Source organism: Luteibacter sp. 1214 (genome assembly GCF_031455395.1).
Classification (GTDB): Bacteria; Pseudomonadota; Gammaproteobacteria; order Xanthomonadales; family Rhodanobacteraceae; genus Luteibacter; species Luteibacter mycovicinus.
Map to the genome: position 1 here is coordinate 375,968 of NZ_JAVDSQ010000003.1, position 15,031 is coordinate 390,998.

Annotated in this window: 13 protein-coding genes; 9 read left to right on the forward strand and 4 right to left on the reverse strand. The window is 65.2% G+C overall.

Translation table 11 applies throughout. From position 1 onward, the window contains the following. Positions 1–34 precede the first annotated feature (34 nt). The 3 genes from J2X57_RS10195 to J2X57_RS10205 are packed head-to-tail and all read right to left on the reverse strand — an operon-like array spanning position 35 to position 2,902. On the reverse strand, positions 35–1,048 hold the full coding sequence (locus J2X57_RS10195) for a Gfo/Idh/MocA family oxidoreductase (protein ID WP_079521730.1): 1,014 nt from the start codon (positions 1,046–1,048) through the stop codon (positions 35–37). A gap of 2 nt (positions 1,049–1,050) precedes the next feature. After that, the gene (gene iolG, locus J2X57_RS10200) at positions 1,051–2,043 is read right to left on the reverse strand and encodes an inositol 2-dehydrogenase (RefSeq protein ID WP_036115964.1); all 993 of its coding nucleotides are present in this window, start codon (positions 2,041–2,043) and stop codon (positions 1,051–1,053) included. Further along, entirely contained in the window at positions 2,036–2,902 is an 867-nt protein-coding gene (locus J2X57_RS10205) for a MurR/RpiR family transcriptional regulator (protein ID WP_036118388.1), read from the reverse strand. The genes iolG and J2X57_RS10205 overlap by 8 nt, the downstream gene beginning before the upstream one ends. 202 nt (positions 2,903–3,104) lie before the next feature. On the opposite strand from J2X57_RS10205, the gene J2X57_RS10210 reads away from it, so the two are divergent. From J2X57_RS10210 to J2X57_RS10250, 9 genes are all read left to right on the forward strand, one after another. Then, positions 3,105–4,148 (forward strand): sugar ABC transporter substrate-binding protein, encoded by a 1,044-nt coding sequence (locus J2X57_RS10210; RefSeq protein ID WP_052191485.1) that lies wholly within the window; start codon positions 3,105–3,107, stop codon positions 4,146–4,148. Positions 4,149–4,165: 17 nt separating this feature from the next. Next, positions 4,166–5,326 carry an ABC transporter permease gene (locus J2X57_RS10215; protein ID WP_043692286.1) on the forward strand — a complete coding sequence of 387 codons (1,161 nt, stop codon included), beginning with the start codon at positions 4,166–4,168 and terminating at the stop codon, positions 5,324–5,326. Between the two features lie 11 nt (positions 5,327–5,337). Continuing rightward, complete coding sequence (locus J2X57_RS10220) at positions 5,338–6,126, forward strand: ATP-binding cassette domain-containing protein (RefSeq protein ID WP_036115970.1); 789 nt, start codon at positions 5,338–5,340, stop codon at positions 6,124–6,126. A 15-nt stretch (positions 6,127–6,141) separates the two neighbouring features. Further along, positions 6,142–8,112, forward strand: coding sequence for a 5-dehydro-2-deoxygluconokinase (gene iolC, locus J2X57_RS10225; protein WP_309866634.1), 1,971 nt, complete (start codon positions 6,142–6,144; stop codon positions 8,110–8,112). After that, complete coding sequence (gene iolD / locus J2X57_RS10230; protein ID WP_309866639.1) at positions 8,109–10,034, forward strand: 3D-(3,5/4)-trihydroxycyclohexane-1,2-dione acylhydrolase (decyclizing); 1,926 nt, start codon at positions 8,109–8,111, stop codon at positions 10,032–10,034. Before iolC ends, iolD begins: the two co-directional genes overlap by 4 nt. Continuing rightward, positions 10,031–10,939, forward strand: a complete 909-nt coding sequence (iolE, locus tag J2X57_RS10235) for a myo-inosose-2 dehydratase (protein ID WP_308846091.1) — start codon at positions 10,031–10,033, stop codon at positions 10,937–10,939. Before iolD ends, iolE begins: the two co-directional genes overlap by 4 nt. Then, positions 10,936–11,733: a 5-deoxy-glucuronate isomerase gene (gene iolB / locus J2X57_RS10240; RefSeq protein WP_043692272.1), complete on the forward strand. Its 798-nt coding sequence runs from the start codon at positions 10,936–10,938 to the stop codon at positions 11,731–11,733. Before iolE ends, iolB begins: the two co-directional genes overlap by 4 nt. Positions 11,734–11,760: 27 nt before the next feature. Then, a complete protein-coding gene (locus J2X57_RS10245) occupies positions 11,761–13,284 on the forward strand; it encodes a CoA-acylating methylmalonate-semialdehyde dehydrogenase (protein ID WP_308846092.1) in 1,524 nt (507 codons plus the stop codon). A gap of 115 nt (positions 13,285–13,399) precedes the next feature. Next, positions 13,400–14,710, forward strand: coding sequence for a carbohydrate porin (locus tag J2X57_RS10250; protein WP_309866646.1), 1,311 nt, complete (start codon positions 13,400–13,402; stop codon positions 14,708–14,710). Positions 14,711–14,807: 97 nt separating this feature from the next. Here J2X57_RS10250 and J2X57_RS10255 read toward each other — a convergent pair whose 3' ends face one another. Continuing rightward, a complete protein-coding gene (locus J2X57_RS10255; RefSeq protein ID WP_036115984.1) occupies positions 14,808–14,999 on the reverse strand; it encodes a CPXCG motif-containing cysteine-rich protein in 192 nt (63 codons plus the stop codon). Positions 15,000–15,031 lie beyond the last annotated feature (32 nt).

Sequence of the window (15,031 nt, forward strand, 5' to 3'; positions counted from 1 at the left end):
TTTCATGGTCACGCCGGCGGTCGATGGTCGCCGGTCACAGGAGGACCGGCTGTCCGCTTTGCAGCGACTCGCGCAACGCCACAGCGATCCGCGTTGCCTCCACCGCATCGTCCATCGTCAGGTCGAACGGGGTGTCGTCGAGCACCGCATCGACGAAGTGCTTCGCCTGAGTCACGAACGCCGGCGCGAAACGCTCATAGAACGACGGGACCACGGTATTGCGCACGCCATTGGCATCCGCAATCTCCACACGGTCCGCCCGCGGGTTACGCCCGACGCTGACCCGTCCGGCCGTCCCCGTCACGTCGGTATGCGTGTCATGCCCGTGGGCCTGCGTACGCGACGCATAGAACATGGCCATCCTGCCGCCTTCGAACTCGACGATGGCGATGCCGTTGTCCACGTCGCCGATGTCCTCCAGCGGCGGATACATCGCCACCGTACCGGTCGAATAGACCTTGGTCGCCTTCGGCCGGCCCAGCAGCCAGCGAGCCAGATCGACATCGTGCACACTGCAATCGAGGAAGATGCCGCCGCTGGTCGGGGCGAACTTCAGGAAGGCGCCGCTCGGGTCGGCGAGATCCGTCGTCTGCGAGTACACCAGAAACGGACGACCGATGCCGCCGCCTTCGATGTGCATGAAGGCATGGCGGTAGCTTTCGTCGAAGCGGCGGACGAAGCCGACCATCGCCCGCTTGCCGGCCTTCGCCGCGTGGGCGGCAGCCCGGCGGCAGTCTTCCAGTTCCAGGGACAGCGGCTTCTCGCAGAACACGTGCTTGCCGGCGTCCAGCGCCTGCTCGATCTGCGTTGCGTGCAGCGAGGTGGGCGTGACGAGGAACACGGCGTCCAGCGAAGGGTCGGCCAGCATCTCCTCATACGAGGTGTGGATGGTCCCGACGCCCAGCGTGTCGCGCGCCCACGCGCGCTCCGCCTCGACCGGGCTGCACACCGCCGCGAGCTCGGCGCGAGGCACGGCGCGCGCGAGGTTTTCTGCATAGCGCTGACCCAGGCGACCGAGGCCGGCCAGACCGATACGGAGGTTGGCCATCGTCAGATGCTCACCTCGACGACCTTGCCTTCGCGCCATGAGCGCGCGGCGGCTTCCGCCAGTTCCAGCGACTTGATGCCATCGGCAATGGTGGTACGAACGGGCGTGCCCGCGGCCAGCGCGTCGAAGAAGTGCGCAATCTCGGCCGCGTAGGCTTCGCGATAGCGCTCGAGGAAGAAGTGCTCCGGCAGGTCATGCGCGATGCTGGTCGACGTGTGCGAGACGACCTGGGTCGGCGCGACATTGCCCGCCTGCAACATGCCTTTGCTGCCGAGCACTTCGAAACGCTGATCGTAGCCGTACGCGGCGCGCCGCGACGTGTTGATCTGGCAGAGCTTGCCGCTCTTCGTCCGGATGGTGACGGCGGTGGTGTCGATATCGCCGGCTTCCTCGATCGCCGGGTCGGTCAGACAGCTGCCCATCGCGTGCACGCTCACGGCCTCGTCGGCCAGGATCCAGCGGAAGATGTCGAAATCGTGGATCAGCATGTCCTTGAAGATGCCACCGGAGCTCTTGATGTAGCTGACCGGCGGCGCGCCCGGATCGCGGCTGGTGACGATCAGCAGTTCAGGCGTACCCACTTCACCGGCATCGAGGCGCTTCTTCAGTGACGCAAACGTGGGATCGAAGCGGCGCTGGAACGCGATCATGCAGGTGACGCCCGCTTTCTCGACGGCGGCCTGGCACGAACGCGCACGCTCCACGTCGAGGTCCACCGGCTTCTCGCAGAAGATCGCCTTGCCCGCGGCGGCCGCGCGATGAATCAGGTCCGAGTGCGTGTCCGTGCTGGAGCCGATGACCACGGCACCGACCGCCGGATCGTTCAGCGCTTCATCGACGCTGGCGACCTTCGCACCGTGTTTGTCGGCGAGTTCCTGAGCGGAGGGCGCGTGCACGTCGATCACATAGCGCAGGCGCGCTTCGGGATGGCGGGCAACGTTGCCCGCGTGGATCTTGCCAATGCGACCGGCACCGAAAACGGCAACTTCAATCATCGTATTCTCCTCGGGGAAGTGTTTCTTCGACAGTCAGTTCGAGCTTGTAGGCCAGCGCGACGAACAGCGCCTGGCACAGGCACATGGTGCTGGTGAGACCGCGGAAGGCGAATGCGCTGCCCTCCTTCACCTTGAGCAGGACATCCGAGTGACGCGCCAGCGGACCGAGATCGCTCTCGGTGATGCCGAGCACGCCGGCCTTGTGCTGTTGCGCCACGCGCATGGCGTAAAGGGTTTCCTTGCCGAACGGTGGAAAGCTGATCGCGATCAGTGCATCACCCTTTCCGATGCTGCGCAACTGCTCGCGGAACATGCCACCCAGCCCGTTGACCAGGTGCACGCGCTTCTGCGTGTGCTGAAGTGCGTAGGCAATGTATGTGGCGATCGCGAATGAGCGGCGCACGCCGATCACGTAGATATTCTCCGCAGCGGCAAGCATGTCCACCGCTTTCTGGAAACGCACCTCGTCGATTCCGGCGGCGAGTTCGTCGAGACCGGCGCGGCTGGCGTCGATGAAGCGCGAGGCGATCTCCGCCGCCGGCATGCTGCCGGTGCCGCCCTTGATGACGCTGCGGATGCGCTGCTTGTAGCTGCGCTGCGGCGCCGTCTGCGCGGTGAACGCGTTGCGGAACACCGCCTGCATCTCGGTGAAGCCCGAGTAGCCGAAGCGCTGGGCGAAGCGGACGACCGCCGAGGCGTGCACGCCACAGCCTTCGGCGATCTCACCGACGCGCTGGACCATGATGGAACTGCGATGTTCCTCAAGGTAACGGGCGACACCCTGCAGCTGGCGCGGCAGGGCCTCGAATTCATCGGCGATGCGCTGCATGAGGGCATCGGCTTCGCTGCGTTTGGCCATCAGGCGCTCCACGGGGGACCGGCGGCATTCAACCACGATATGGAACAGATTTTCCATTTATTTTTTTGCTGCAATGCAAATTGCAACCGTGGAAAAGCAGGTCCATGCTCGGTCCGCTTTCGGCAAAAACAGCGGCCGCCCGGCCGTCGTCGCAGTTCGATATCCATCACCCGACCGCACGGCGGTCATCTGTGGAGGCCATATGCGTTCCAAACTGTTCCACGCCTCGTTGGCGGCAGCTCTTGCCCTCGGTCTCGGCCTCGCCGCCCCCGCCTCCCAGGCGGCTCCCGGCGACCGCTACGTTCTCGTCACCCACGCCGCCGATTCGGATTCGTGGTGGAACACCATCAAGAACTCCATCAAGCAGGCCGGTGAGGATTTCGGCGTCGAGGTCGACTACCGCGGCTCGGGCAATGGCGACCTCGCCGAAATGGCCCGCCAGCTCGAGTCCGCCGCCGCCCGCAACTACAAGGGCGTCTCCTTCGATATCGCCAGCTTCGCCGTGCTGAAGGCACCCGCGGCCAAAGTCTCCGCGAAGGGCATTCCCATCGTCACGATCAACTCGGGCACCCCGGACGAGAGCAAGAAGCTCGGCGCCATCATGCACGTGGGCCAGGGCGAATACGACGCGGGCAAAGCCGCCGGCGAGCGGGCCAAGGCCAAGGGCGTCACCAGCTTCGTCTGCGTCAACCATTACGCCACCAACAATGCCTCGTTCCAGCGTTGTCAGGGCTTCGCCGAGGCCATCGGCGTGAAGGACTGGCGCAAGACCTCGATGATCGACAGCGGCATGGACCCGACCGTGGTCGCCAGCAAGGTCAGTGCCTACCTGCGCAGCAACCCGAAGACGCAGGCGATCCTCGCCCTTGGCCCCAACGCCGCGGAGCCGACCATCAAGGTGGTCAACGACATGCACCTGGCCGGCAAGATCGACTTCGGCACGTTCGACCTGTCGCCCGCCATCATCAACGGCATCAAGTCCGGCACGATCCAGTACGCGATCGACCAGCAGCCCTACCTGCAGGGCTATATGGGCATCGCCGCGCTGGTCATCGCGCACGACCAGAACACCAAGGACCCGGCCAAGATCATCGAGGCGCTGAAGGCCAACCCGAAGTTCCAGGCCCGCCTGAAGCAGTACGACCTCAAGCCTGTCTACACCGCCACGGGCGTCAGTTCAGGCCCCGCCTTCGTCACGAAGGACAACGTGTCCACCGTCGAGAAGTACGCCGGCCAGTACCGCTGACCGTCGGGGAGTGAACCATGAGCGCCATCAATGAGAGCGTTTCCAACATGATCCAGGAAAACCGCGCGACAGCGCCGGAAGCACCGACCTCCACGGACGAACGCGTACGGCGGATCTCGCCGTGGCGCATCCTGCTCGACCGGCCCGAACTGGGCTCGATCGCGGGTACCGTGCTCGTCTTCGTGTTCTTCGGCATCTTCGCCGGCGGATCGGGCATGTTCGCGCTCGATGGCGTGATCAACTGGGCCCAGGTGGCGGGCTACCTCGGCATCCTCGCCGTAGGTGCCTGCCTGCTGATGATCGCCGGCGAATTCGATCTGTCGATGGGTTCGATGATCGGTTTCGCCGGCGTTCTCGTCGCCATCCCGCCCATGTACATGGGCTGGCCACTGTGGGCGTCGGTACTGTTCGCCTTCGCCGGATGCATGGCGCTCGGCGCTCTCAACGGCTACCTCGTGGTCCGCACGAAGCTGCCGTCCTTCATCGTCACCCTCGCTTTCATGTTCATCCTCCGCGGCCTGACCCTGGTGCTGTCGACCGGCTTCGCCAACAGCACCATCGTCAGCGGCGTGGGCGACAAGTTCGCCGAAGACCCGGTCATCAACGCGCTGTTCTCGGGCACCACCCTGCACTGGTTGTTCACCGGTCTGGCCGGCATGAACCTCATCGAGAAGCTGCCCAGCGGCGACCCGGTCGTCGGCGGCATTCCCAAGGTGCTGGTGTGGTGGCTCGTCATGGGTGTCGCAGCGGGTTTCGTCCTGGCCCGCACGCGCTTCGGCAACTGGATCTACACCGTCGGAGGCGACTCCAACGCCGCCAAGAACGTCGGTGTGCCGGTGCGTCGCGTGAAGATCTCCCTGTTCGTGCTCACCGCGTTCTGCGCCTGCCTGTTCGGCGTGCTGCAGGTGGCCGACGTGGGCTCCGCCGCGGCCGATCGCGGCCTGCAGAAAGAGTTCGAAGCCATCATCGCGGTCGTCATCGGCGGCACCTTGCTCACCGGCGGCTTCGGCTCGGTGATCGGCGCCTGCTTCGGCGCGCTGATCTTCGGTGTCGTGCAGATCGGCATCTCGTATACCAACATCGATTCGGACTGGTACCGCGTGTTCCTTGGCGGCATGTTGCTGCTGGCGGTGCTGTTCAACCACTACATCCGCAGCCGCGCTGCGAGCACGAAGTGAGGAGCGCCACCATGGCCGACGATTACATTCTCGAACTCGACGACGTCAGCAAGTTCTTCGGTACCGTCATCGCGCTGCAGGGCGTGACCCTTCGCCTGAAACGCGGCGAGGTGCATTGCCTGCTCGGCGATAACGGTGCCGGCAAGTCCACCCTGATCAAGACACTCGCCGGCGTGCACCAGCCCAGCAGCGGCGAATATCGCGTCGAAGGCAAGGCGGTGAGGTACAACTCGCCGCGCGAAGCGCTCGACGATGGTATCGCCACGGTCTACCAGGACCTGGCCCTCGTTCCGCTGATGAGCGTGGCGCGCAATTTCTTCGCCGGACGTGAGCCGCGCAAGAAGATGTTCGGCGTGATTCCGGTCATCGACATGCAGTACGCCAACGAAACCGCACGCGACAAACTCGCGGAGATGGGCATCCGCGTGCGCGATGCCGGCCAGCCGGTCGGCACGATGTCCGGCGGCGAACGGCAGTGTCTCGCCATCGCCCGCGCCATCCACTTCGGTGCGAAGGTGCTGATCCTCGACGAGCCCACGGCGGCGCTGGGCGTCAAACAGTCGTGCAACGTCCTCAAACTCATCCACAAAGCCCGCGAGCGCGGCATCTCGGTGATCTTCATCACCCATAACGTGCACCACGCCTACCCCATCGCGGACAGCTTCACGCTGCTCAACCGCGGCCAGTCCATGGGCACCTTCGCCAAAACCGACGTAACGAAGGAAGCGGTGCTCGACATGATGGCCGGCGGTACCGAGATCCAGAGCCTGGTCGACGAACTGGAAGGCCGCGCGGCCTGAACACGGATAACCCCCATGCGTAGTCTCCCTCCCCGCTCCCCCTCCCGCCCCATCGATGTCGCCTGCCTCGGCCGGCTCGCGGTGGATCTCTACGCCCAGCAGATCGGCGCGCGCCTCGAGGACGTCACCAGCTTCGCCAAGTATCTGGGCGGGTCGTCGGCCAACGTCGCTTTCGGCACGGCTCGGCTAGGCCTGCGCTCGGCGATGCTCGCCCGCGTCGGCGACGATCATTTGGGGCGCTTCCTCACCGAGACACTGGAAGCCGAAGGCTGCGACATCAGCCAGGTGAAGACCGATCACGAGCGGCTAACCGCGCTGGCGATTCTCGGCATCAAGGATCGCGAGACGTTCCCGCTGCTGTTCTATCGCGAGAACTGCGCGGACATGGCGCTGACGCCCGACGATATCGACGAGTCGTTCATCGCGCGCTGCCGTGCGCTGGCCATCACCGGCACACACCTGTCGCAACCGGGCGTGCATGCCGCCGCCACCCGCGCGATCGAACTGGCGCGCAAGCACGATGTACGCACGGTGCTCGACATCGACTACCGGCCGGTGCTCTGGGGTCTGACAGGACGCGGCGAAGGCGAGCGCCGGTTCGTCGCCGCGGAGCATGTCACCGCTCATCTGCAGGCCAGTCTGCCCGGGTTCGACCTCATCGTCGGCACCGAGGAAGAGTTCCACATCGCCGGTGGCAGCGAGGACCTGCTCTCGGCACTCCGCGCGGTTCGCGGCATCAGTGCCGCGACGCTGGTCGTGAAGCGCGGTGCCGTCGGCTGCAGCGTCATCGAGGGGGTCATCCCTTCGGACATCGACGACGCGCCGACGTACAAGGGCTCGCGGGTCGAGGTACTCAACGTGCTCGGCGCCGGCGATGCCTTCCTCTCCGGCTTCCTTACCGGGTGGCTGGATGGTGAATCCATCGAGCGCTCGTGTGCCTACGCCAACGCCTGCGGTGCCATCGTGGTGTCCCGCCACGCCTGTGCGCCGGCGATGCCCGGTCGCGCTGAACTCGATGCCTTCCTGTCGCGCGACGGTGGCATCCGTCGCCCGGACCTCGATGCCGAGCTCTCGCATCTGCATCGCACGGCCGTGCCGCGCAAGGCGTGGAACGAGCTGTATGTATTCGCTTTCGACCATCGCACGCCCTTCTTCGAGCTGACGCGTGCCGCCGGCGGTGACGAAGCACGCCTGCCACGGCTGAAAGAGCTGCTGGTCGAGGCGGTGGCGGCGACCGAGCGCGCCGGACAACTGCACGGACACATTGGCCTGCTCGCCGACGACCGCTACGGTCAGGATGCGTTGAACGCCGCGACCGGGCGTGGCTGGTGGATCGGCCGCCCCGTGGAAGTGCCGGGGTCCAACCCCCTGGAACTGGAGCGTGGCCGGTCCATCGGCAGTCAGCTGATCTCGTGGCCGGCGGAGCACGTCATCAAGTGCCTGGTCGCCTTCGATCCGGATGCCACGCCGATGGATCGCGTGGAGCAGGAAACGCAGATCCGCTCGCTCTACGACGCGGCGAAGATCAGTGGCCATGAGTTGCTCCTGGAAATCATTCCTCCGGGCTGCAAGGACCCTTCGCAGCGTGACGATCTGGTGCTGCGCTCCATGAAGCGTATCTACAACCTCGGCATCCGTCCGGACTGGTGGAAGCTTTGCCCGCCGCAGCGGGGGGCGTGGGCGGCGATCGACGCCCTGATCGCCGAACGCGATCCGCACTGCCGCGGCGTCTTGCTGCTGGGCCTGAATGCGCCGGTGGAACAGCTGGCCGACGGATTCGCCGACGCGCTGGAGAGCGTGACCTGCCGCGGCTTCGCCGTGGGGCGCACGCTGTTCAGTGAGCCGGCCAAAGCGTGGCTGTCCGGGACGATCGACGATGAGGCGCTGGTGAGCCAGGCGCGCGCGGCGTTCGAACGGATGATCGCGTTGTGGCGCGAGGGACGGCGGGTGCCGCAGGAGCGAGTCACTGAAGGTGCGGCGGCATGAACAGGCTGGAATCGTCAACCGGGCTGGCTCCCACCACCGCCGGTGTGACCGTGCGGCTCACGACGGCGCAGGCACTCGTACGGTATCTCGCGGCGTTGCACGGGCGCGATGCGGACAGCGATGAGTCGGCGCCGTTGTTCGGCGGCGTGTTCGCCATCTTCGGGCATGGCAACGTGGCGGGACTGGGCGAAGCGCTGTATGGCATCCGCGATGAACTGCCGACGTACCGTGCGCATAATGAGCAGGCGATGGCGCATGCCGCGATCGCGTATGCCAAAACGCATATGCGTCGACGCATGATGGCGGTGACGACATCGATCGGCCCGGGCGCGACCAATCTGGTGACCGCGGCGGCGCTGGCCCATGTGAACCGTCTGCCGGTGCTTCTGCTGCCGGGCGACATTTTCGTGTCGCGTGCGCCGGATCCGGTGCTTCAGCAGCTCGAGGACTTCTCCGACGGCACGGTGTCGGTCAACGATTGTTTTCGTCCCGTCTCCCGCTACTTCGATCGCATCATGCGTCCGGAGCAGCTGCTGACGGCCCTGCCCCGGGCCATCCGTGCGCTGACCGACGCCGCGCTGTGCGGCCCGGTGACGCTGGCGTTACCTCAGGACGTCCAGGCCGAGGCATACGACTGGCCGCTCGCCTTCTTCGAACCGCGTGAGATCGTGTTCCGCGCCCCGCAGCCGACCGACGATGAGCTGATGCACGCGCTGGATGCCATCGAGGCGGCCGAGCGCCCGGTCATCGTCGCCGGCGGCGGCGCGTTGTACGCGAAAGCCACACCGGAACTGCTCGCCTTCGCCGACAAGCACGGTGTGCCCATCTGTGAAACGCAGGCGGGCAAGGGCGCCCTGCCCTGGAATCATCCGCTGCATCTCGGCCCCGCGGGCGTCTGCGGGTCCACCGCGGCGAATGCCCTGCTCCGCGAGGCGGACCTGATCATCGCCGTGGGTACGCGACTGCAGGACTTCACCACCGGCTCCAACGCCCTGTTCGCTCATGTGCCGATCCTCTCGGTCAACGTCAACACCTTCGACGCGCTCAAGGGCAACGGCCTGGAGGTGATCGGCGATGCGGCGCGCGTGCTCGACGACCTCAGCTTCGGCCTGGAGGACTGGGCCGCTCCCGAAGCGTGGACGCTGCGCGCCCGGGACGTCGCCCGTGAGTGGGTCGACATCGTTTCCCGCATCACCGATGCGCGCCAGCCACCGGAAGGCCGCCTGCCCTACGACGGCGAAGTGATCGGCGCGGTGCAGCGTTCGTCGCCGCTTTCCGCACGTAGCGACATCGTCGTCTGCGCCGCCGGGACGCTGCCCGCCGAGCTCGAGAAACTGTGGCGCACGGAGACGCCCGGCGGCTACCACATGGAATACGGGTTCTCGTGCATGGGCTACGAGATCGCCGGCGGCCTTGGCGTCAAGATGGCCAGGCCGGATCGCGAAGTCATCGTCATGGTCGGCGACGGCAGCTACCTGATGATGAACTCGGAGATCGCCACCTCGGTGATGCTGGACGCCAAGCTCATCATCGTGCTGCTGGACAATCGCGGCTACGGCTGCATCAACCGCCTGCAGCAGGCCACCGGCGGCGCGCCGTTCAACAACATGTTCGACAACTGCGTCCAGGGAAAGCACGGTGCACCGACGGTCGATTTCGCCGCCCACGCCCGCTCGCTGGGCGCCATCGCGGAACACGTCGCCGATATCGCCGGCCTCGAAGCCGCCATGGAGCGAGCCCGCGCCGCCGACCGCACCTACCTGATCAGCATCGACACCGACCACACGCGTACGACCGACGAGGGCGGCGTATGGTGGGACGTGGCGATCCCCGAAGTTTCCACGCGGGAGGCCGTGCGCGAGGCGCGCAGCGGCTACGAATCCGCCATCGTGGGCCGCAAGGCCAGGAACACGCCCGTATGAAGAACGATCCCATCCGTATCGGCATCAACCCGATTTCGTGGAGCAACGACGACCTTCCCTCGCTCGGCGGCGAGATCCCCTTGTCGACCGCTCTGACCGAAGGCAAGGCGATCGGTTACGAAGGCTTCGAGCTGGGCAATAAATTTCCCAGGGATCCCGTCGAGCTGCGTGACCTGATGGCCGGCTACGGACTCGACGTGGTGTCCGGCTGGTACTCCGGGCGCGTCGCCGAGCGCTCCGCGAAAGAAGAGATCATTGCCGTCGAGAAGCATCTGCGCCTCCTGGCCGAGAACGGCTGCCAGGTCATGGTGTACGGTGAAGTCGCCCATGCCATCCAGGGTGAGCCGGTGCCGCTCTACAAGCGGCCCCGCTTCCGCACCGCCGACGACTGGAAGCGGTATGGCGAGAACATCACCGAGTTCGCGAAATTCACGCTGTCCCGTGGCGTTCGCCTGGCGTATCACCATCACATGGGCGCCTACGTCGAATCCCCGGATGATGTCGACCAGCTGATGGCGCATACCGGCGATGAAGTCGGCCTGCTGTTCGACAGCGGCCACACGTATTTCGGCGGTGGCGATCCGGTGGCCGTGCTCGACCGCCATATCGCCCGCATCTGCCATGTTCACTGCAAGGACGTGCGCCCCGGCGTGGTGCGTCTGGCGCGCAATCGTCACTGGACGTTCCTGGAATCCGTGCTCAACGGCGCGTTCACCGTGCCGGGCGATGGCGTGATCGACTTCGCGGCCATCATCGATCGCCTGAAAACCCACGGTTACCGGGGCTGGCTGGTGGTCGAGGCGGAGCAGGATCCGACGGTGGCGCCCAGCTACCGTTACGCGAAAAAGGGTTACGACACGCTTCGCTCGTTGCTCGACCGCGAGATGGTCGGGGAGGTCGCATGAGTCTGCTCGTCAAGGCGATGCCCACCGGCGAAGCCATCGTCAAAGTCACGCCGGAAACCGCCCGCTGGCATCACGTGGGTTTCGAGGCGAGGCGTATCGAAGCGGGCTCGACCGTCGAGATCGCGCTGCCCGCCGACCGCGAGGGGTGTCTCGTGGTGCTCGTCGGGCGCGTCGATATCGCGGTGGCCGGCCACGCGTGGGAAGACCTCGGTGGCCGCGACAGCGTCTTCGACGATCGCTCGCCGCATGCCGTATATGCACCGCCGTCATCCGTGTACACGATCACCGCGCGGACCGATGCCGAGCTGGCACTCGCTTCCGCACCGGCCACCGGCAAGTTCGCCGCGCGCCTGATCGAGCCATCGTCGATGAAGCGTTCGGCGCGCGGTACGGGCGCGAACACCCGCTACGTCTGCGACATTCTTCCGGAAACCGAAGACGCCGAGTCGCTGCTCGTGGTCGAGGTGCTGACGCCCGCCGGTCACTCGTCGAGCTATCCGCCGCACAAGCACGACACGGACGCACTGCCTGAAGAAAGCGTGCTGGAGGAAACCTACTACCACCGTGTCGATCCGCCGCAAGGCTTCGCGTTTCAGCGCGTCTACACCGACGAGCGCGACATCGACGAGTCGATGGCCGTCGGCAACCACGATGTGGTGATGGTGCCGCGTGGCTACCACCCCGTGGTGATGCCGCACGGTTACCGCGGCTACTACCTCAACGTCATGGCCGGTCCGCGCCGTGAATGGCATTTCCGCAACGATCCCGCCCACGAATGGATGATCGCGCGCTGACCGCGCCGCCATCGGAGTAAACAGAGCATGTCCGCCCAGCCGTCCACCCAGTCCCTCCCCCGCATCGGCCACTTCATCGCCGGCAAGCCGTACAGTGGTTCGCCCGCGGGCACCGCCCCGGTGTACGACCCCGCGCGCGGCGTGACCGCCGCCGAGGTCGAGCTCGCCTCCGTCGCCGATATCGACGTCGCGGTGCGCGCGGCGCACGCCGCGTTCCCCGCCTGGTCGGAAACACCGCCACTCAAGCGCGCGCGCGTGATGTTCCGCTTCAAGGACCTGATCGAGCGCGACATGGATCGCCTGGCGCGCGTGATCGTCGCGGAGCACGGCAAGGTGCTGTCCGACGCGAAGGGCGAGATCGTGCGCGGCCTCGAGGTCGTCGAATACGCCTGCGGCATTCCCGAATTGCTCAAGGGCGAGTACACCGAGCAGATCGCCAATGGCATCGACGCCTGGACCATGCGCCAGGCACTGGGCGTCTGCGCGGGCATCACGCCGTTCAACTTCCCCGCGATGGTGCCCATGTGGATGTTCCCCATGGCCATCGCCTGCGGCAATACCTTCGTGCTGAAGCCCTCCGAGCGCGATCCGTCGCTCGGCGTCGAGCTGGCCAGGCTGCTCAAGGAGGCAGGACTCCCCGACGGCGTCTTCAATGTCGTCCATGGCGACAAGACCGCCGTGGACGCGTTGCTCGATCACCCGCTGGTTCGCGCGGTCAGCTTCGTCGGCTCGACGCCGATCGCCGAATACATCTACGCGCAAGGTTCGGCGAAGGGCAAGCGCGTGCAGGCTCTGGGCGGCGCCAAGAACCACATGATCGTCATGCCCGACGCGGATCTTGAAAAGACCGCCGACGCCTTGATGGGTGCCGGCTACGGCGCCGCCGGTGAGCGCTGCATGGCGATCTCGGTCGCCGTCGCTGTCGGCGAAGCGACCGCCGACGCACTGGTGGCAAAGCTCGCCCCCCGCGTGAAGGCCCTGCGCATCGGCAACGGCCTGGACGAGACCATCGAGATGGGACCTGTCGTGACCGGCGTGCATCGCGATCGCATCACCAGCTACATCGACGACGGCGAAGCGGCTGGTGCGGAGCTCGTGGTCGACGGACGTGGTTATCAGGTGGCGGGCTGCGAGCAGGGTTTCTTCGTCGGCGGCACGCTGTTCGACCGCGTGACGCCGGCCATGCGCATTTATAAGGAAGAAATTTTCGGGCCGGTGCTATGCGTGGTTCGCGTGCCGGATTTCGCCAGTGCGCTGAAACTGGTCGACGATCACGAATTCGGAAACGGAACGGCGATTTTCACACGGGATGGACAGGTGGCGCGCGAATTTGCCCATCGCGTTCAGGTCGGCATGATCGGAATTAATGTACCGATCCCCGTACCGATGGCTTTTCACAGCTTCGGGGGCTGGAAAAAGAGCCTCATGGGCGATCATCACGCGCATGGCCCCGAGTCGGTGCGGTTCTACACGAGGCAGAAAGCCGTTACACAGCGTTGGCTGAACCACGATGAAAGCGCGGGAGCCGAATTCGCGATGCCCACACATTAGTCTGACAAAAACATTATTATGCGGCGGTTGAATGCGCGGGGAGCATTGTGCATTGCAACCAAGATAATCAAAAGCCATAAACGTAAAAGCATAATTTTTTCAGGGAGAAGGGTACATGCTCAACAAACTCGCAAAGGGCCCCATCGCGGGCGTGCTTCTCGCATGCCTCGGTCTGGGCGCTACGGCGGCGCATGCCGACGACCTCTCGACCAGCAAATATCTGTTCGGCGACTGGAACGGTGAGCGCACGCGTCTCGAAGACGCCGGCGTCAAGTTCGACCTCGGGTACGGTGGCGAAGCCGCGCACAACTACTCCGGCGGCACCAAGAACATCACGCGCTATACCGACCAGTGGAAGCTGGGCGCTTCGTTCGATCTGCAGAAACTCTGGGGCTGGAACGGCGCCGCGTTCAACATCGTCGTTACCGACCGTAACGGTCGCAACATCGGTGCCGACGCCAACATCGGCAACAACCAGCTGATCCAGGAAGTCTACGGCCGTGGCCAGACCTGGCACCTGACGGTCTTCTCGCTGGTGCAGAAGTTCTTCGACGACCGCCTGACCTGGAAGATCGGCCGTCTGCCGGTCGGTGAAGACATCAACCAGTTCTCGTGCGACTTCCAGAACCTGACGTTCTGCGGCGCGCAGCCGGGTAACATCGTCGGCGATTACTGGGTCAACTGGCCGACCAGCCAGTGGGCGACGGTCATCAAGTTCGACACCACGAAGGAAACCTTCGTGCAGATCGCCGCGTATCAGGTCAACCCGAAATACGTCGACGACTCCTACGCGTCGCACAACGGTCTGAAGCCGAACTTCCCGAGCGGCACCACCGGCGCGCTGATTCCTCTGGAATTCGGCTGGAAGCCGTCGGTCAACGGCCTGCCGGGTTCGTACCGCGCCGGCGTCTGGTACAACACCTCCAAGGGTGACGACCTGTACCTCAACACCGATCATCAGCCGCTCGCCGAGTTCGGTGGCCGCGCGCTGCAGCACGACTCCCGCAAGGGCGCGTGGATCACCTTCCAGCAGCAGGTCAACGGCGAAGCCGGCGGTAAGGGCACCACGGTGTTCCTGAACATCGCTTCGGCCGACCACGCCACCTCGGCGACGAACAACCAGATCTCGCTCGGCATGGAGTACAAGGGCATCTTCGATCGCCCGAACGACTTCATCGGCGCGGCCATCGGTGGTTCGCACGCCAGCGGCTACGCTGCCAAGAACCAGCGTCTGGTCAACTCGATCACCGGCTCCGACACCGTCGTCAACGACGGTTACGAGAAGGTTGCCGAAGTGTTCTACAGCTACTCGCCGATTCCCTCGATCGCACTGCGTCCCAACCTGCAGTACATCAAGGATCCGGGCGGCAGCAAGCAGAACGATGACGCGTTCATCCTCGGCCTGAAGATGTCGGTCGCGTTCTAAGCGATCTCATCGGTGGTTGATCGGAAAGGCCTGGGGAAACCCGGGCCTTTTCGTATCCGGGCTATCGCCAGCAGGGTTGGCTCCTACCGGAACGACCTCACCCATCGTTTTCCGCCGAAGCGGTCAGGTCGAAAGTGTCATCCCCCTCGTCGACCACCAGCCGCATCACGATCGGCCGGCAGCACACCTGGCAATCCTCGATATAGGTCTGGCTGCCGCCCGACGTATCGACGGCGATCTCAATGGTTTCCCCGCAATAGGGACAGGCAATATCGGTGAATTCGTACATATAGGGACCCTGTAGGAGCGCGCCTTGCGCGC